13 protein-coding genes and 1 tRNA gene are annotated in these 17,935 nt (G+C 75.9%); 9 read left to right on the forward strand and 5 right to left on the reverse strand.

Going from position 1 to position 17,935, the window contains the following annotated elements; translation table 11 throughout:
• Nucleotides 1-53: 53 nt before the first annotated feature.
• Nucleotides 54-2,531, reverse strand: coding sequence for a DEAD/DEAH box helicase (locus EV189_RS18400; RefSeq protein ID WP_231116560.1), 2,478 nt, complete (start codon nucleotides 2,529-2,531; stop codon nucleotides 54-56).
• A gap of 234 nt (nucleotides 2,532-2,765) precedes the next feature.
• Here EV189_RS18400 and EV189_RS18405 point away from each other — a divergent pair, with 234 nt between their 5' ends.
• From EV189_RS18405 to EV189_RS20380, 5 genes are all read left to right on the forward strand, one after another.
• Nucleotides 2,766-3,107 (forward strand): STAS domain-containing protein, encoded by a 342-nt coding sequence (locus tag EV189_RS18405; protein ID WP_130494479.1) that lies wholly within the window; start codon nucleotides 2,766-2,768, stop codon nucleotides 3,105-3,107.
• Between the two features lie 9 nt (nucleotides 3,108-3,116).
• Nucleotides 3,117-3,635 carry an ATP-binding protein gene (locus EV189_RS18410; RefSeq protein WP_130494480.1) on the forward strand — a complete coding sequence of 173 codons (519 nt, stop codon included), beginning with the start codon at nucleotides 3,117-3,119 and terminating at the stop codon, nucleotides 3,633-3,635.
• 122 nt (nucleotides 3,636-3,757) lie between these two features.
• The gene (locus EV189_RS18415) at nucleotides 3,758-6,100 is read left to right on the forward strand and encodes a sodium-translocating pyrophosphatase (protein ID WP_130494481.1); all 2,343 of its coding nucleotides are present in this window, start codon (nucleotides 3,758-3,760) and stop codon (nucleotides 6,098-6,100) included.
• A gap of 25 nt (nucleotides 6,101-6,125) precedes the next feature.
• The gene (locus tag EV189_RS18420; RefSeq protein ID WP_130494482.1) at nucleotides 6,126-7,673 is read left to right on the forward strand and encodes a DUF7059 domain-containing protein; all 1,548 of its coding nucleotides are present in this window, start codon (nucleotides 6,126-6,128) and stop codon (nucleotides 7,671-7,673) included.
• 9 nt (nucleotides 7,674-7,682) lie between these two features.
• A complete protein-coding gene (locus tag EV189_RS20380) occupies nucleotides 7,683-7,850 on the forward strand; it encodes a hypothetical protein (protein ID WP_165400382.1) in 168 nt (55 codons plus the stop codon).
• Here EV189_RS20380 and EV189_RS18425 read toward each other — a convergent pair.
• Nucleotides 7,810-8,688, reverse strand: coding sequence for an EamA family transporter (locus EV189_RS18425; protein ID WP_130494483.1), 879 nt, complete (start codon nucleotides 8,686-8,688; stop codon nucleotides 7,810-7,812). The two genes, EV189_RS20380 and EV189_RS18425, sit on opposite strands and share 41 nt — an antisense overlap.
• Nucleotides 8,689-8,878: 190 nt before the next feature.
• Between EV189_RS18425 and topA the strand changes: the two genes are divergently transcribed.
• The 4 genes from topA (at nucleotide 8,879) to EV189_RS18445 (ending at nucleotide 15,789) form a co-directional block, all read left to right on the forward strand.
• Nucleotides 8,879-11,611, forward strand: a complete 2,733-nt coding sequence (topA, locus tag EV189_RS18430) for a type I DNA topoisomerase (protein ID WP_130494484.1) — start codon at nucleotides 8,879-8,881, stop codon at nucleotides 11,609-11,611.
• 224 nt (nucleotides 11,612-11,835) lie between these two features.
• Complete coding sequence (gene tmk / locus EV189_RS18435; RefSeq protein ID WP_231116561.1) at nucleotides 11,836-14,493, forward strand: dTMP kinase; 2,658 nt, start codon at nucleotides 11,836-11,838, stop codon at nucleotides 14,491-14,493.
• The gene (locus EV189_RS18440) at nucleotides 14,490-15,653 is read left to right on the forward strand and encodes a DNA polymerase III subunit delta' (RefSeq protein WP_130494485.1); all 1,164 of its coding nucleotides are present in this window, start codon (nucleotides 14,490-14,492) and stop codon (nucleotides 15,651-15,653) included. Before tmk ends, EV189_RS18440 begins: the two co-directional genes overlap by 4 nt.
• A 62-nt stretch (nucleotides 15,654-15,715) precedes the next feature.
• A tRNA-Thr gene (locus tag EV189_RS18445) sits at nucleotides 15,716-15,789 on the forward strand.
• 59 nt (nucleotides 15,790-15,848) lie between these two features.
• Here EV189_RS18445 and EV189_RS18450 read toward each other — a convergent pair.
• The 3 genes from EV189_RS18450 to EV189_RS18460 form a co-directional block, all read right to left on the reverse strand.
• On the reverse strand, nucleotides 15,849-16,973 hold the full coding sequence (locus tag EV189_RS18450; RefSeq protein ID WP_130494486.1) for a lactonase family protein: 1,125 nt from the start codon (nucleotides 16,971-16,973) through the stop codon (nucleotides 15,849-15,851).
• Between the two features lie 74 nt (nucleotides 16,974-17,047).
• On the reverse strand, nucleotides 17,048-17,269 hold the full coding sequence (locus EV189_RS18455) for a hypothetical protein (RefSeq protein WP_130494487.1): 222 nt from the start codon (nucleotides 17,267-17,269) through the stop codon (nucleotides 17,048-17,050).
• Nucleotides 17,266-17,925 (reverse strand): RNA polymerase sigma factor, encoded by a 660-nt coding sequence (locus EV189_RS18460; RefSeq protein ID WP_231116562.1) that lies wholly within the window; start codon nucleotides 17,923-17,925, stop codon nucleotides 17,266-17,268. The genes EV189_RS18455 and EV189_RS18460 overlap by 4 nt, the downstream gene beginning before the upstream one ends.
• Nucleotides 17,926-17,935: the final 10 nt, after the last annotated feature.

Here is a 17,935-nt window from a genome sequence, read left to right on the forward strand (position 1 = left end):
GAGCGACGCGGCGAGGACCGGGAGGGCCCGCTCAGCCCTCGCTCAGCGCGGGGTCAGGGAGCACCGTCGAGCAGCACCCGCAGCAGGCGCACGGCGCCCGCCTTGTCGAGCGGGGAGTTGCCGTTGCCGCACTTCGGCGACTGCACGCACGACGGGCAGCCCTCGCTGCAGGGGCAGGCCGCGACCGCCTCGAGGGTCGCGGTGAGCCAGCGGCGGGCACGCAGCCAGCCCTGCTCGGCGAAGCCCGCGCCGCCCGGGGAGCCGTCGTAGACGAACACGGTCGTCAGGCCGGTGTCGGGGTGGCGGGCGGTGGAGACGCCGCCGATGTCCCACCGGTCGCACGTCGCGACCAGCCGGAGCAGCCCGATGGAGGCGTGCTCCGCAGCGTGGGCGGCCCCGGGGACGTCCGTCGGGTCGAGCTCGGCCCGGGCCAGCTGGTCCTCCGTGACCGTCCACCACACGGCGCGGGTGCGCAGGCAGCGGGCGGGCAGGTCGAGCAGCTCCTCGCCCAGCAGCTCGCCCGTCAGCACCCGGCGCCGGGCGAACGAGACGACCTGGCTCGTGACCTCGACCTCGCCGTAGCAGAGCCGGGCGTCGCCCCACGCCGTCGCGCGCTCCTCCGCCACGACCGTGATGTCGGTGAGCTCGCGCGCCGTGGTGGTCCAGTCCAGCTCCGCCCGCTCGACGAGGGCGGCGCCGTCCTCGAGGTCGAGCTCGCGGACGAGGTGGGTCTCGCCGCGGTGCACGTGCACGGCGCCGCGGTGGACGGCGGCGTGGGAGGCGGCGGCGTCGACGGTGCCGAGGACCCGGCCCGTACGCGCCTCGACGACCCGCACCGGCGGCTGGCCGGTCCCGCGCAGGCCGACGGACGAGGTCGGCCGCTCCTGGCGCGTCCAGTACCACCCGCCCGGCCGGCGGCGCAGGGCCCCGCGCTGCACGAGGGCGTCGCAGACCGCGGAGAGACCCGGACCGAAGTACGCCTCGTCCGCCTCTGTCAGCGGCAGCTCCGCCGCGGCCGCGCAGAGGTGCGGCCCGAGGACGTACGGGTTGGCCGGGTCGAGCACGGTCGCGTCCAGCGGACGGCCGACGACGGCCTCCGGGTGGTGCACGAGGTACGTGTCGAGCGGGTCGTCGGCGGCGACCAGCACGGCCAGCGCCTGCCGCCCGTCGCGCCCCGCGCGCCCGGCCTGCTGCCAGAGCGACGCGTGCGTCCCCGGCCAGCCGGCGAGCACGACGGCGTCCATGCCGGTCACGTCGACGCCGAGCTCCAGGGCGGGGGTGCTCGCGACGCCGAGCAGGTCGCCGCGCGACAGCGCCGCCTCCAGCGCGCGGCGGTCCTCGGGCAGGTAGCCCGCCCGGTACGCCGCGACCCGCGACGCCAGCCCGGGCGCGCCCGCCTCGTCGAGCACCCGCGCCGCCTGCAGCGCGAGCGCCTCGGCCCCCTTGCGCGAGCGCACGAAGGCGAGCGAGCGGGCACCGCCCAGCACGAGGTCGGCCAGCAGCTCGGCGCTCTCGGCGCCGGCGCTGCGCCGAGCGGGCGCGCCGTCCGGTCCGCGGCCGGGCAGGACGGGCGGCTCCCAGAAGGCGAGCACCGATCCCCCGCGGGGCGAGGCGTCCTCCGTGACCTCGACGTGCCGCAGCCCGGTCAGCGCCTCGGCGTGCCGTGCGGGCTCCGCCACGGTGGCGGAGGCCAGCACGAACACGGGCTCGGAGCCGTAGCGCGCGCACAGGCGGCGCAGCCGGCGCAGCACCGCCGAGACGTGCGAGCCGAAGACGCCGCGGTAGGTGTGGCACTCGTCGACGACCACCACCGAGAGCGACCGGAGGAAGCGCGCCCAGCGCTGGGCGTCGGGCAGCACGCTCGCGTGGAGCATGTCCGGGTTGGACAGCACCCACGACGCGTGGTCACGGACCCAGGCCCGCTCCTCGGACGGGGTGTCGCCGTCGAGGAGGGCGGCCCGCAGGCCCGGCAGCTCGAGCTCGGCCAGGGCGCGGGCCTGGTCGGCGGCGAGCGCCTTGGTCGGGGAGAGGTGCAGCACGGTCGCCCCGCGGCCGTCGGGTGCCGCGCGGCCCTCGAGCACGCGGGTGAGCCCCGGGAGCTGGTACGCCAGCGACTTCCCGGACGCCGTCCCCGTCGAGACGACGACGTGGCGGCCCTCCCACGCCGCCTGCGCGGCGCTCGCCTGGTGGGCCCACAGCGCGGCGACGCCCTGCCGCTCCAGCGCGGCGCGCACCTCCGGGGCGACCCAGCCGGGCCAGGGCGCCGTCCGCGCCCCGCGGGCCGGCGTGCGCTCGACGTGCAGCAGCCGGCCGTCCCGGCCGGGCGCCTGCAGCAGGGCCGCGAGCAGCGCGTCCCCGCGCCCCTCGCCCCCGCGGTCCTCGCCCCCGCGCCCCTCGGCCGCGCCGGCCCGCGGGTCGCCGGCCCGCGGGGCGTCCGCCCGCGACTGGTCCGGCACGAGCCGCAGGCGCGGCTCGGGCCGGCGCACGCCGTCGGGCGCAGCGGCGGCCGCGGAGCCGGGAGCGGGGGGCACGCCCTCCAGCATGCGCCACGCCACCGACCGTCCGGCCCCGTCCGGCCCCGTCAGCAGCGGCCGGGCCCGTCGCTGCGGGGTTTGCCGCCCGCCCGATGGGGTGATCACAGAGGCGCCGGGCAGTGGTTGAATGCCCGGCACGGGCGTGCCGCGGCACGTCCGCGCACGGCAACGGCTAGGACCCGCGCGGCTCCGACGAGCAGCGCGTACCGCTCGGCACTGCATGGAGGATCCGTGGACCTGTCCCTGTCGACTCGCCCCGAGGGTGACAAGACGGTCGTCGAGGTGGGCGGCGAGATCGACGTCTACACCGCCCCGCGGCTGCGCGAGCAGCTGGTGGACCTCGTCGCCGAAGGCAAGTACCACCTCGTGGTCGACATGGAGAAGGTCGACTTCCTCGACTCGACCGGCCTCGGCGTCCTCGTGGGCGGCCTCAAGCGGGTGCGCGCCCACGACGGCTCGCTGCGCCTGGTCTGCACCCAGGAGCGGATCCTCAAGATCTTCCGGATCACGGGCCTGACCAAGGTCTTCCCGATCCACGACTCCGTCGAGGACGCGCTCGCCGCGACCGACTGAGGACGACGCGTGGAGCCCACGACGGTCACCCTGCGGTTCACCCCCCTCCCCGTCCACGTCCGCACGGCCCGGCTCGTCTCGGCCGCGGTCGCACGGCGCTCGGGCGTCAGCGAGGACGTCCTCGACGAGGTGCGCCTCGCCGTCGGCGAGGCCTGCTCGCGCGCGGTGGACCTGCACGGCGCGCACCGCCCCGACGCCCCGGTCACGCTCCGGCTGACCGACGCGACCTCGTCGTTCACCGTCGAGGTCGTCGACCTCGTGCCGCAGGGCACGCCCCCCGTGCCCCGCACCGAGGTCGCCGCGATCGCCGCCGTCCCCGCGCTCGGCGAGGACGACGACCCCGTTCTCGCGCACGGCGTCGGCCTCGCGGTCATCGCCGGGCTGGTCGACGACGTGCACTTCGGGCACGGCCAGGACGGCCTCACGCTGCGGATGACGTGGCCGCTCACCGGCGACGCGCCCGGCCGGCCCGGCGCGCGGCAGGGTGCGTCGACCGCAGGGACCGCGCAGGTGGCGCCCGGCGCCTGACGCGTGTCCGGGACCTCCCGTCCCGACGCACAGCGACGCGGGGGCTACCCTGCGGCTCGAGCCCGTCGCCCGGGGGCGACGGGCTCGCTGGTACACCGCCCCCGACACGTCAAGGAGGACGTATGCCAGGGCTGTCCGACAGTCCCACCCTCGCGCGCGCCACGGTGGCTGCCGCTGACGGTCACCAGGTGTCGCTGTCCGGCGGCAGCTTCGCCCTCGTCGCCCTCGTCGCGGTGGTGGCCCTCGGGTCGCTCGGTGCCGCCGCGTACTTCCGCCAGGAGGTGCTGCAGGCCACCGAGGGCACCCCGCGCATGCAGGAGATCGCGCGCGCGGTCCAGGAGGGCGCCGCGGCGTACCTCAACCGGCAGTTCCGCACGCTCGCGGTCTTCGTCGCGCTCGTGTTCCTGCTGCTGTTCGCCCTGCCCGGTGACGCCGGCGTGCGGATCGGCCGCTCGATCTTCTTCGTCGTCGGGGCCGGCTTCTCGGCGAGCATCGGCTACCTCGGCATGAGCCTCGCGGTGCGCGCGAACGTGCGCGTCGCCGCGGCTGCCCGCGAGCAGGGCGCCGAGCCCGCGATGCGCGTGGGCTTCCGCACCGGTGGCGTCGTCGGCATGGCGACGGTGGGCCTCGGCCTGCTCGGCGCCAGCGTCGTCGTGCTGATCTTCAGGGACGACGCGCCGAACGTGCTCGAGGGCTTCGGCTTCGGCGCCGCGCTGCTCGCGATGTTCATGCGCGTCGGCGGCGGCATCTTCACCAAGGCCGCCGACGTCGGCGCCGACCTCGTCGGCAAGGTCGAGCAGGGCATCCCGGAGGACGACCCGCGCAACGCCGCGACCATCGCCGACAACGTCGGCGACAACGTGGGCGACTGCGCCGGCATGGCGGCCGACCTGTTCGAGTCGTACGCCGTGACCCTCGTCGCCGCGCTGATCCTCGGCAAGGCGGCGTTCGGCGAGGAGGGCCTGGTCTTCCCGCTCATCATCCCGGCGCTCGGCGCGATCACCGCGGTCATCGGCATCCTGCTGACCCGCGCGCGGCCCGGCGAGAACGGCCTCAAGGCGATCAACCGGGCGTTCTACATCTCGGCCGCCATCGCCGCGGTGCTCTGCATCCTGGCCGCGCTCGTCTACCTGCCGGGCTCGTTCTCGGGCCTGCACGACGTGACCGGCGGCCCCGACCGCAGCCCGCGCCTCATCGCGATCATCGCGGTGCTCCTCGGCATCGTGCTGGCCGCGGCCATCCTCGCGCTCACCGGCTACTTCACCGGCACCGACAAGCGGCCGACGCTCGACGTCGCCCGCACCTCGCTGACCGGCCCGGCGACCGTCGTCCTGTCCGGCATCAGCCTCGGGCTGGAGTCGGCGGTCTACACCGCGATCGTCATCGGCGCCGCGGTCTACGGCGCCTTCCTGCTCGGCGGCGGGTCGGTCGTCGTGAGCCTGTTCGCGATCGCCCTCGCGGGCTGCGGCCTGCTCACGACCGTCGGCGTCATCGTCGCGATGGACACCTTCGGCCCGGTCTCGGACAACGCCCAGGGCATCGCCGAGATGTCCGGCGACGTCGAGGGCCCGGGCGCGCGGATCCTCACCGAGCTCGACGCCGTCGGCAACACGACGAAGGCCATCACGAAGGGCATCGCGATCGCGACGGCGGTGCTGGCGGCGACGGCGCTGTTCGGCTCCTACACCGACGCGTGGCAGAACGCGTTCAGCGACGCCGGGGCCACGGCCTCGGACCTCAGTGACGCGCTGCAGCTGCGCTTCTCGCTCGACATCGCCCAGCCCAACAACCTCGTCGGGCTCGTGCTCGGCGCAGCGGTGGTGTTCCTCTTCTCCAGCCTCGCGATCACGGCCGTGAGCCGCGCGGCGGGCGCGGTCGTCTACGAGGTGCGCAAGCAGTTCCGCGACAACCCGGGGATCATGACCTACGAGACCCGCCCCGAGTACGGCCGCGTGGTCGACATCTGCACCCGCGACTCGCTCCGGGAGCTCGCGACGCCGGGGCTGCTCGCGGTCATGGCTCCGATCGCCGTCGGGTTCGGCCTCGGCATCGGCCCGCTCGGCGCGTACCTCGCCGGGGCCATCGCCACCGGCACCCTCATGGCGGTCTTCCTCGCGAACTCCGGCGGTTCGTGGGACAACGCTAAGAAGCTCGTCGAGGACGGCCACCACGGCGGCAAGGGCTCGGACGCGCACTCCGCGACGGTCATCGGCGACACCGTCGGCGACCCGTTCAAGGACACGGCCGGCCCGGCGATCAACCCGCTGATCAAGGTGATGAACCTCGTCGCCGTGCTCATCGCCCCCGCCATCGTCGACCTCAGCGTCGGCGGCGACCGCAACGACGGCCTCCGGCTGGCGATCGCGCTCGTCGCGGTCGCGGTCATCGTGGCCGCGGTCACGGTGAGCCGTCGTCGCCCCCTCGCGGTGGGCGACGACGTGGCGTCCCCGGCCCGGGTCGCCTGACCGCGGGTCACCTAGTCTGCGGGGCGTGAGCCCCTCCGAGCAGGCAGCAGCAGCACCGTCGGCGGCGTCCGGCGGGGGGCCCGTCCTCCCGCCCGGCGCCGCCGCTGCCGTCCGCGCCGCCTTCGCCCGCGCGGGCTACACCGCCGACGGGGTCCTCGCGACGCTGGGCGCCGACGGCCACCGCGCCCTCGAGCGCGGGGAGGGCGTCCCGGGCCTGCGGCGTACGGCCGGGCTGGGCACGCCGCTCGCCACCCTCGTCCGGCTCTTCCTCCTGCAGACGACCGAGCCCGCCGACGCGGTGAAGGCCGCCGTCCCGCTCGACGCGCTCGTCGAGGGCGGGATCCTCGCGCAGACCGCCGACGGGGTGCGCGCGCTCGTGGACCTGCGGCCGTACGGCGCCGACGACGGGCCCGAGGGCGGCTGGTACGTCGCCGGCGACCTCGACACCCGGCTCGACGTCGCCCGGCGCGGCGCCGAGGTGCGCCAGGACCACGTGCTCGGCGTCGGCGGGGCCAGCGCCACGCTCGCCCAGCTCGTGCCGCGTACGCCGGTCGGCCGCGCGCTCGACCTCGGGACGGGCGGCGGGGTGCAGGTGCTCCACCTCTCCCGGCACGCGGAGCACGTCGTCGCCACCGACGTCCTCCCGCGCGCGCTCGCCTTCGCGAGGCTGACGGCGGAGCTCAACGGGCTCGAGGTCGAGCTGCGCGAGGGCAGCCTGGTCGAGCCGGTCGCGGGGGAGGCGTACGACCTCGTCGTGAGCAACCCGCCGTTCGTCATCGGCGCGCCCGACGTCCACACCTACCGCGACGCCGGACTGCCGCTCGACACCCTCGGCGAGCAGCTGCTCCGCGACGTGCCGCCGCTGCTGTCACCCGGGGGCACCTTCGTCATGATCGGCGACTGGGTGCGCCGCGCGGGCGACGAGCCGCACGCGCGCGTCCGCTCCTGGCTGCCGCCGGAGGGCTACGACGCCCTCGTCGTCGTGCGCGACGAGGAGGACCCCGCGGCGTACGTGTCGACCTGGCTGCGCGACGCCGGCGAGCACACGGCGGAGGACGCCCTGGAGCGCTACGACCGCTGGCTCGCCGGGCTGGAGGACGCGCGCGTCGAGGCCGTGGAGTTCGGCTGGGTGCTGGTGCGCCGCCACGACGAGGAGCGGGTGCCGCACGTCGAGGTGCTCGAGTGGGCGCACCCGGTCGAGCAGCCCGTCGCGCCGTGGCTGACCGCCCGCCTCGACGCGGCCGTCGCGCTGGCCGCGCTGGACGACGCGGCCCTGCTCGCGACTCCGCTCCAGGGCCGCGAGGACGTCGCGCAGGAGCTGCACGGCGCACCCGGCGACGAGGACCCCGAGAGCGTCGTCCTGCGCCAGGCCCGGGGCCTGCGCCAAGCGCGGTCGGTGGGTACGGAGGCCGCGGGGCTCGTCGGCGCCTGCGACGGCACGATCCCGCTCGGCGCGCTGGTGGAGGCCGTCGCGCAGGTGCTCGAGCTCGACCCGGACGAGCTGCGCGCGGCGCTGCTGCCGCAGGTGCGCGAGCTCGTCCGCGACGGCTTCCTGGTGCTCCCCGCGGGCTAGGGTCGGACGGTGGCCGACCCGCAGGAACCGCCCCGCAGCCGCTTGCGCCGCGTCCTCATGACCTTCTTCGGGCCCGCCGACCTCGGGCCCGAGCACCGGGGCAACCCGCTGCGCGGGACGAAGTACGACCCGGAGCTCAAGCGGCAGCAGCGGCGGCGGCGCGCGCGCCGAGGGTGACCCCGACGCTCGCCGCGCTGACCAGCACCAGCGCGACGACCTCGACCACCGTCAGCCGCTGGCCGAGGATGGCCAGCCCGGCGAGCGTCGCGCCGAGCGGCTCGAGGCTCATGAGCACGCCGAAGACCCGCGTCGGCATGCGGCGCAGCGCGCTCATCTCCAGGCTGTAGGGCACGAGCGAGCTGAGCAGCGCGACCGCGGCACCGTGCGCGAGCAGGCTGCCGTGGGTGAACGCCTTGGCCACGGTGTGAGGCTCGCTGACGCCCGTGACGAGCGCCGCGAGCACCGCGCCGACGGCCAGCGAGACCGCGAGGCCCTGGGTGCCGGGGAGCAGCCGGCCCGTACGCGCGCTGGCGAGGATGTACGCCGCCCAGAGCAGCCCCGCGAGGAACGCCAGCAGCAGCCCCAGGGCCGGCGCCGAGCCCCCGCCCGCGAGCCCGAGCAGGGCGACGCCGACGCCGGCGAGCAGGGCCCAGGCCCCCTCCACGAGCCCGCGCGACTGGGCGAGCGCCAGCAGCATCGGCCCGAGGAACTCCACCGTGACGGCGACCCCCAGCGGGACCCGCTGCAGCGACTCGTAGAACACGAGGTTCATCCCGCCCATCGCCAGGCCGAGCACGACGGCGGAGAGCGCCTGCTCGCGGGTCCACCGCCAGACCCGGGGGCGGGTGATCGCGAGCAGCACGACGGCCGACACGACGAGCCGGAGCAGCACGACCGTGGACGGGCTGAGGTCGTCGAACAGCGTCCGCGCCACCGCGCTGCCGCACTGGACGGAGGCGATCGCGCCGAGCACGAGGGCGGGGGCGGGTGGGCGGCCGAGCAGGTCCGGAGGCATCCCGGACAGCATCCCCGACGACCCTGCGGGCGCGCCGCCGGGCCACCCGACGGAGCGTCCTGGAACACTTCGGCGCAGGATGGGGGTTTGACAGGCGGGGCGGGGCTGGGGTCAGACTCCGCCGTGTCGCACCGCGCGGACCCCTGGTGACCATCCGGCCGCCACCCGCCGCAGGAGGAAGGACAGCTCGTTGCCACCGCGTACCCGTAGCGCCACCGGACGTCGGCTCGTCATCGTCGAGTCGCCCACGAAGGCGCGCAAGATCGCGGGCTACCTCGGCGACGGCTACGACGTCGAGGCCAGCGTGGGCCACATCCGCGACCTGCCGACGCCGAGCGAGCTCCCCGCTGACATGAAGAAGGGGCCCTTCGGCAAGTTCGCGGTCGACGTGGACAACGGCTTCGAGCCGTACTACGTCGTCGACAGCGACAAGAAGAAGAAGGTCTCCGAGCTCAAGGCGCTGCTCAAGGACGCGGACGAGCTGTTCCTCGCCACCGACGAGGACCGCGAGGGCGAGGCCATCGCCTGGCACCTGCTGCAGGTGCTCAAGCCTCGCGTCCCCGTGCGCCGGATGGTCTTCCACGAGATCACCCCCGAGGCGATCCGCCGCGCGGTCGACAACACCCGCGAGCTCGACCAGCACCTCGTCGACGCCCAGGAGACCCGCCGCATCCTCGACCGGCTCTACGGCTACGAGATCTCGCCGGTCCTCTGGCGCAAGGTCCGCGCCGGCCTCTCTGCGGGGCGCGTCCAGTCCGTAGCCACGCGCCTGGTCGTCGAGCGGGAGCGGGAGCGCATCGCGTTCCGCACCGCGTCGTACTGGGACATCGAGGCGGAGGTCTCGCGTGAGCAGCAGCCGTTCACCGCCCGGCTCGCCGCGGTCGACGGCGCCCGCGTGGCAAGCGGCCGCGACTTCGGCTCCGACGGCCGGCTCGTCGCCCGCTCGGCCTCCGCCGGTGTCGTGCAGCTCGACGAGGAGACGGTCACCGAGCTCGCCGCCGCGCTCGAGGGACGGCCGTTCGCGGTCCGCTCCGTCGAGGAGAAGCCGTACTCGCGGCGGCCGGCCGCGCCGTTCATCACCTCGACGCTGCAGCAGGAGGCGTCGCGCAAGCTGCGCTGGTCCTCGCAGACGACGATGCGCGTCGCGCAGCGGCTCTACGAGAACGGCTACATCACCTACATGCGAACGGACTCGACGACGCTGTCGCAGTCCGCGCTCGACGCCGCCCGCTCGCAGGCCCGCGCGCTCTACGGACCGGAGTACGTCCCCGACGTCCCGCGCCGCTACGAGAAGAAGGTCAAGAACGCGCAGGAGGCCCACGAGGCCGTCCGTCCTGCCGGCGACGTCTTCCGCACCCCGGGCGAGGTGTCGGGAGAGCTCGCCCGCGACGAGTTCGCGCTCTACGACCTCATCTGGAAGCGCACCGTCGCCTCGCAGATGGCCGACGCGCGCGGCACCACGGTGTCCGTGCGCCTCGGGGCGACCGCGGCCGACGGCCGCGACGCCGAGTTCTCCTCGTCGGGCACCGTCATCACCTTCCGCGGCTTCCTCGCCGCCTACGAGGAGGGCCGCGACGAGGACGCCTCCGGCGACCGCGGCGAGCAGCGCCTGCCCCAGGTCCGCCAGGGCGACGCGCTCGACCTGCTGCGCCTCACTCCCGAGGGCCACCAGACCTCGCCGCCGGCGCGCTACACCGAGGCGACGCTGGTCAAGGCGCTCGAGGAGCGGGCCATCGGCCGCCCCTCGACCTACGCCTCGATCCTCGGCACCATCCTCGACCGCGGCTACGTGTTCAAGAAGGGCTCGGCCCTCGTGCCGACCTGGCTGGCCTTCGCCGTGACCCGGTTGCTCGAGGAGCACTTCGGTGGCCTCGTCGACTACGACTTCACCGCGGAGATGGAGGAGGACCTCGACCGCATCGCCGGGGGCAACGCCGACCGCCGCGACTGGCTGCGCCAGTTCTACTTCGGCGGCGGCTCGGGCTCCGCGACCGCGGTCGGCGGCGGCGGTGGCGCGGGTACGCCGGGGCTCGCCGGCGACGAGCTCGGCGGGCTCAAGCGGATCGTCGAGAACCTCGGTGACATCGACGCCCGCGAGGTCAACACCTACGAGCTCGGCGACGGCGTCGTCGTGCGCGTGGGGCGCTACGGCCCGTACATCGAGCGGGGGGAGCAGCGCGCCTCCCTGCCCGAGGACCTCGCGCCCGACGAGCTGACCATCGCCAAGGCCGAGGAGCTGCTCTCGGCCCCCTCCGGCGACCGCAGCCTCGGCACCGACCCGGAGACGGGGCGCGAGGTGCTGGCGAAGGCGGGGCGCTTCGGCCCGTACGTCACCGAGGTGCTGCCCGAGGGCTCGCCCAAGTCGGCGAAGCCGCGGACGGCGTCGCTGTTCAAGACCATGTCGCTCGACACGGTGACGCTCGACGACGCCCTGCGGCTGCTCACGCTGCCCCGCGTGGTGGGCGTCGACCCGTCCGACGGCGCGGAGATCACGGCGCAGAACGGGCGCTACGGCCCGTACCTCAAGAAGGGGACGGACTCGCGCACCATCGAGTCCGAGGAGCAGCTGCTCACCATCTCCCTCGAGGAGGCGCTGAAGGTCTACGCGCAGCCCAAGCAGCGCGGCCGCGGGGCCGCCCGCCCGCCGCTGAAGGAGCTCGGGCCGGACCCCGTCAGCGGCGCGCCGATGGTGGTGAAGGAGGGGCGCTTCGGGGCCTACGTCACCGACGGCGAGTACAACGCCACCCTGCGCCGCGGCGACACCGTCGAGGGGCTGACTGCCGAGCGGGCGGCCGAGCTGCTCGCCGAGAAGCGCGCGGCGGGGCCCGCGACGAAGAAGACCGCGAAGAAGGCGCCAGCGGGGACGGCGAAGAAGGCACCCGCGAAGCGGGCCGCGGCCAAGAAGGCTCCCGCCGGGCGCTGACGCGGTCCTCGGACCGAACAGGGTGCCCCGGTCGCCCTTCCGGGACTGAACGGGGTGCCCCAGTGCTGCTCCGGATCTGAACGGGGTGCCCCAGTGCTGCTCGGACGGGCACTGGGGCACCTTGTTCGGTCGGGGGAGCGCTCCCCTCCGGCGGGGCAGAGCGGCCGGCTCGGTCGCGGACGGCGCGGGCAGGAGCTGTCGGCGCCCGCGGCTAGGGTGGCGGCGTGAGTGCGAACGCGGCGACCGGACTCGGGGGTGACGTCCGGGGGGCGCTCGCGGTCGCGCCGTTCCGCAAGCTCTGGACGGCGCTGTGCTTCGCCAGCATGGGCGACTGGCTGGGCCTGCTCGCGCTGACGGCCTACGCCCAGTCGCTCTCCGACGGGTCCTACCGGGGCGCCAACGCCGCGGTCGCCGGGGTCTTCCTGCTGCGCCTGGCGCCGGCGATGGTGCTCGGCCCGCTGGCCGGGGTCGTCGCCGACCGGCTCGACCGCCGCTGGACGATGGTCGCCTCCTGCGCGGTGCGCGTGGTCGTGATCGCGACGATCCCGCTGGTGGGGCAGCTGTGGTGGCTCTACGTCGCGACGCTGCTCGTCGAGTCGGCCAGCCTGTTCTTCATCCCGGCCAAGGAGGCCACGGTCCCCAACCTCGTGCCGCGCGAGCGGCTGGAGGCGGCCAACCAGCTGAACCTGGCCGGGACCTACGGCTCCGCACCCGTCGCCGCGGTCCTCTTCGTCGGGCTCTCGCTGCTCGCCGAGGCGCTCCACGCCGCCGACACGGGCTCGTCGTTCTCCGCCGCCACGGCGGCGCTCTGGGTCAACGCCGCGACGTTCCTCGTCGCCGCCGTCGTCATCGCCCGGCTCACCGAGATCCCGCCGCGCCCCACCGCCGAGCCCGGGAGCGAGCCGTCCGCGTGGCGGCTGCTCGTCGACGGCTGGCGCTACGTCGCGGCGACCCCCGTCGTGCGCGGCCTGGTGTTCGCCATGCTCGGCGCCTTCGCTGCCGGCGGCGCCGTCATCGGGCTCGGCCGCACCTACGTCACCGACCTCGGCGCGGGGGACGCGGGCTACGGGCTGCTCTTCTTCGCGGTCTTCGCGGGCCTCGCCCTGGGCATGTTCTTCGGCCCGCGCCTGCTGCCGGGCTTCTCCCGCCGGCGGCTGCTCTGCCTCGCGATCGTGCTCGCCGGCGCCGCGCTCGCCGTCCTCGCGCTCTCGCCGAGCATCGTGCTCTCGGTGCTGCTGACGGTGCTGCTCGGCGGCTTCGCCGGCACCTCCTGGGTGACGGCGTACACCCTCATCGGGCTGGAGGTCGACGACGCCGTCCGGGGCCGGGTCTTCGCCTCGCTCAACGTCATGCTCCGCGTCGTGCTCGTCGCCGTCCTGGCGCTCGCCCCCCTGCTCGCGGCCGCGATCGGGCGGCGCGACGTGCGCCCCGGCGGAGGGGTCACCTGGACCCTGCCGGGCGCGGCGATCACGCTGCTCGTCGCCGGGCTGCTGGCCGTGCTGCTCGGGTCGGTGTCCTTCCGCACGATGGACGACCGCCGCGGCGTCCGGGTCACCGACGACCTGGTCGCCTCGCTGCGCGGGCGGCGGCTGCGCGAGGTCGACGACGACGCCCGCGCTGCGGGGTTCTTCCTCGTGCTCGAGGGCGGCGAGGGCGCCGGCAAGTCCACCCAGGCGGCGGCGCTGGCCGAGTGGATCCGGGCGCGCGGGCACGAGGTCGTCGTGTCGCGGGAGCCGGGCGGCACCCCCGTCGGCGGCCGGGTGCGCGAGATCGTGCTCGACCCGGCGACCGGCGCGCTGGTGCCCGAGGCCGAGGCGCTGCTGTACGCCGCGGACCGCGCCCAGCACGTCGGCACCGTCGTCCGCCCCGCGCTCGAGCGCGGCGCCGTCGTCATCAGCGACCGCTACGTCGACTCCTCGCTCGCCTACCAGGGGGCCGGGCGCCAGCTGCTCGTCGACGACGTCGCCCGGCTCTCGCGCTGGGCGACGGGCGGGCTGGTGCCCGACCTCACGGTCGTCCTCGACCTGCCGGCCGCGGTCGGCGCAGAGCGGCGGCGCGTACGCGACGGCGGGGCCGGGGACCGCCTCGAGGCCGAGCCCGACGACTTCCACGACCGCGTGCGCCGCAGCTTCCTCGAGCTGGCGGCCGCCGCGCCGCAGCGCTACCTCGTCGTCGACGCGTCCCAGTCCGCCGAGCAGGTCACGGAGCAGCTGTGCCAGCGGCTGTGCGGGGTGCTGCCCCTGTCCGAGCGCGAGCGCACCGAGCAGGAGGCGGCCCGCCTGGCTCAGGCGCGGGTCATCGCCGACCAGCGGCGCGAGGCGGAGGAGCGGCGGCGGGCCGAGGCCGCGCAGCGGCGCACCGAGGCGGCCGAGCGCCGGCAGGCCGACCAGGAGCGGCGCGCCGCCGCTGCGCAGGAGGCGCAGCGGGCGGCGGCGGTGGCTGCCGCCGCGCGGACCGCTGCCGAGCAGCGTGCGCGGGCGGAGGCGGAGCGGGCGGCGGAGCAGCTGGCCGCAGCGCAGGCGCTCGAGCGGGCGGCAGCAGCCGAGCGGGCCGCGGCCGAGCAGGAGGCGGCCGACCGGCGGGCCGCCGAGCAGCGGGCCGCCGACGAGCGCGCGGCGGTGGAGCGCGCGGCGGCCGAGCGGCGCGCGGCCGACGAGCGTGCCGTCGAGGAGCGCGCGGCCGAGCAGCGGCCCGGCCCCGCCGACGAGCCCGGCGACCTGGACCCCGACCGCACCGTCGCGCTCGCCCCCGTCGTGCACCCCGACCCGGCACCGACGGTGGAGCGCCCCCGCTCCGCGGTGGACCCGGCGCCGACGCTCGACCTCACCGACGAGCTGCTCTCCTGGGGCGAGCCCGCCGGGGACGGGGAGGCCGGCCGGTGAGCGTCTGGGACCGCGTCGTCGGCCAGGAGCGCGCCGTCGTCGAGCTGCAGTCCGCGGTGCAGGCGGCGGAGCAGCTGCTGCGCGGCGGTACGGGCACCGGCATGACGCACGCGTGGCTGTTCACCGGGCCGCCGGGCTCGGGCCGGTCCGTGGCCGCGGGGGCCTTCGCGGCCGCCCTGCAGTGCGAGCGCGGCGGCTGCGGCACCTGCGCGTCCTGCCGCACCGCGCTCGCCGGCAGCCACGCCGACATCGAGGTCGTCTCCACCCGGCTGCTCTCCATCGGGGTCGCGGTCTCGCGCGAGCTGGTGCAGAAGGCCGCCCGACGGCCCTCGCAGGGCCGCTGGCAGGTGCTGCTCGTCGAGGACGTCGACCGGCTCACGGAGCAGGCGGCCAACACGCTGCTCAAGGTGCTCGAGGAGCCGCCACCGCGCACGGTCTGGCTGCTCTGCGCCCCCAGCCTCGAGGACGCCCTCCCGACGATCCGCTCGCGCTGCCGGCACGTGCTGCTCCGCACGCCGCCGGTCCAGGCCGTGGCCGACCTGCTCGTCGCGCGCGACGGGATCGACCCCGCCATGGCCGTCTTCGCCGCGCGCGCCGCGCAGGGCCACATCGGGCGGGCGCGCCGGCTGGCCACCGACGAGCAGGCCCGGCTGCGGCGCAACGAGGCGCTGCGCATCCCGGGGCAGCTGCGCGACATCGGCAGCTGCCTGCAGGCCGCCGCCAACCTCGTCGAGGCGACCAAGGAGGAGGCGGGCGCCCAGTCCGCGGAGCTCGACGCCAAGGAGACCGAGGAGCTGGCACGGGCGCTCGGCAAGGGGACGACCGGTCGCGGCATGGTCACCGGCGCCGCGGGCCAGCTCAAGGAGCTCGAGCGCCAGCAGCGGACGCGGGCCAAGCGCACCCGGCTCGACGCCCTCGACCGCGCGCTCGTCGACCTGGTGTCGTTCTACCGCGATGTGCTGGCGGTGCAGTTCGGCGCGCCCGTGGCGCTCGTCAACGAGGAGATGCGCCCCGCGGTCGAGCAGACCGCCCGTGCGCTGCCGCCCGAGGGGGCGCTGCGCTGCATCGAGGCCATCCTCGAGTGCCGCACCTCGCTCGAGGCCAACGCCGCCGAGCTGCTCGCCGTCGAGGCCCTCGCGGTCAAGCTGCGCGCCGCCTGAGCCGCGCGCGGGCAGCCGCTGCCGCCCGCTACACTTGCTCCTCGTGCCCGTCCGCGGGCGCTGCCGCCTTAGCTCAGTCGGCCAGAGCGACGCACTCGTAATGCGTAGGTCATCGGTTCGATTCCGATAGGCGGCTCACGAGGAGGGGCCTCGACCAGATCCTGGTCGAGGCCCCTCCGCACGTCAGCCGAGCGACTACCAGGCGACGATGCCCTCGCCGCCGACCGCACCCGGCACCACCGTGCTGCCGAGCGGGGTGAGGGTCGTCCCGTCCACCGCGTACGCGTCGACCGTCCCGGTCGCTCCCGTCTGGACGAACAGCTCGCTGCCGTCCGGGGTGAACGCCGAGTCCACCGTGCCGGGGTCCGTGGCCGTGGTGCCCAGCGCGGTCAGGCCGCCGCCCGCGCCGACCTGGATGCGGCTCACCGTCCCGCTTCCGGCGTTGGACGCCACGAGCAGGTCGCCCGACGCGGCGATCCAGCAGGTGGCCGCCTGCCCCGTCGCGACCTGGCCGAGGGTGGTGAGGGTGCCGTCGGCGGCGACGGCGTACGTCCGCACCTCGCTCGTCCCGGCGAACGCGACGGCGAGGTGACCCGCGGCGTCCGACGCCACGGCGAACGGCACGGTGCCCGGGACCTGGGTGGCCACCGGCGCCGCGGCGGGAGCGCCGCTCGCGTCGAGCCCGTAGACGAGGATGCTCGCGGTCGACGCCTTGGTGGTCACGACGAGGTGCGTGCCGTCGGGCGTCACCGCGACCTGCCCAGGCGTGCTGACGAACTCGGCCGCGGGGACCGGGAGGTGCAGCTCGCGGTGCCACGCAGGCACGGCGACGAGACGGTTGCCCACCCAGCGGAAGCCCGAGATGCTGCCTCCGTCACGGGCGTTGAGCACGTACACCGCGTCGCCGGACGAGGTCACGCTCACCGGGAACGCGCCGCCGGTCGCGACGACCTCGCGAAGCGACAGGCTGTGGTTGTGCACGCGCAGGACGCTGAGCGTGTCGCTGCCGGGGTTCACGGCGAGCAGCTCCTGGTGCGCCCGGTCGGCGGCGAGCGCGCCCTGCGACGCCGTGTGGTCGACGACCGAGCCGGCGAGCTGGCCGCCGAGCCCGCCGGTCGCGTACGTGCCGACGCTCGCGAGCGTGCCGTCGGCCTGGCGGGAGTAGGCGTGGACGGCGTTGCCGGAGACCGCGTCGTCCAGGACGAAGACGGAGGGCGGGACCGGGGCGGCGGAGGCGGTCCCGGCGGTGGCCAGGAGCGCGGCGGCGCCGGTGAGGGCGGCGGCCAGAGCGGAGGTGCGGGAGAGGGGTGTGCGGGTCACGGGTGCTGCTCCTCGAGTGCGTGTCGGTGCCGGACGGCGTGGACGACACGTACGCGTGGGCGGGCGCCCGGTTCTTACGCCTGCTCGTCGGCGAGCAGCGCGAGCAGCCCCTCGTAGTCGTCGATGCAGGGGCTGCAGACCCGGAGGTGCGCGGCGACCCCGGGCATCGTCGTGGCGACGTCGGCCCCGGCGAGCACCTGCTCGACGTAGACGTGGAGGACCGCGGCGACGACGTCGCAGTCGACGTCGAGCGGGTCAGTGGTGAGGAACCCCTCGAGGTCCGGCCATGCGCTCACCGGCGCTCCTCCCGTCGCGGGTCCAGGTGACCGGTAGCGACCAGCGAGTCCCGGATCTTCCGCCGCGCGTCGAAGACGGTCTTGTAGAGCGCGCCGCGGGTGGTGCCGAGCCGCCCGGCGAGCACGTCGACCGGGACGCCCTCGGTGACGAGCGCGTGGAAGGCGACGCGCTGGCGCTCGGTGAGCTCGCCCTCGACGGCCGCCTGCAGGGCCTCGGCCAGCTCCCGCGCCTCGGCGCTGGCCCCGGGGTCGATCCCGAGGCGGTCGGGCAGCCGGGACCAGTCGTCGTCGGCGAGCGCGACCTCCCGCTCTCGCCAGGCGTGGCGCGGCAGCTTGCTCGACACCTCGAGGACGACGAACGCGTACGCCCACGTGGTGAAGCGGCTCTCCCCGCGGAACTGCCCCCGCTTGCGGAGCACCGCGAGGCAGGCGTCGTCGGCGGCCTGGCAGGCGAGGTCGTCGAGCTCCGGACCGGTGATGCCCCAGCGGGGAGCGCGCCGGTTGACCTCGGCGCGCGCCGCCCGGAGGAGCAGCGCGTGCAGCCGGGCCACCGCCTGCTCGGGCTCGCCGTCCAGGGCCGCCAGCCACTCGCGGCTGTCGTCGGCGCGGGTGGCCTGCGCGGGCACGCGGCCCCCCGCGGTCACCTGGTCCGGCACGCCGCGAGTC

Source organism: Motilibacter rhizosphaerae (genome assembly GCF_004216915.1).
Classification (GTDB): domain Bacteria; phylum Actinomycetota; class Actinomycetes; order Motilibacterales; family Motilibacteraceae; genus Motilibacter; species Motilibacter rhizosphaerae.

Bases quoted from the DNA above. Each gene is read 5' to 3' on its own strand.
- EV189_RS18415 (WP_130494481.1), top strand. From the start codon at position 3,758: ATGCCAGGGCTGTCCGACAGTCCCACCCTCGCGCGCGCCACGGTGGCT.
- EV189_RS18425 (WP_130494483.1), bottom strand. From the start codon at position 8,688: ATGCCTCCGGACCTGCTCGGCCGCCCACCCGCCCCCGCCCTCGTGCTC.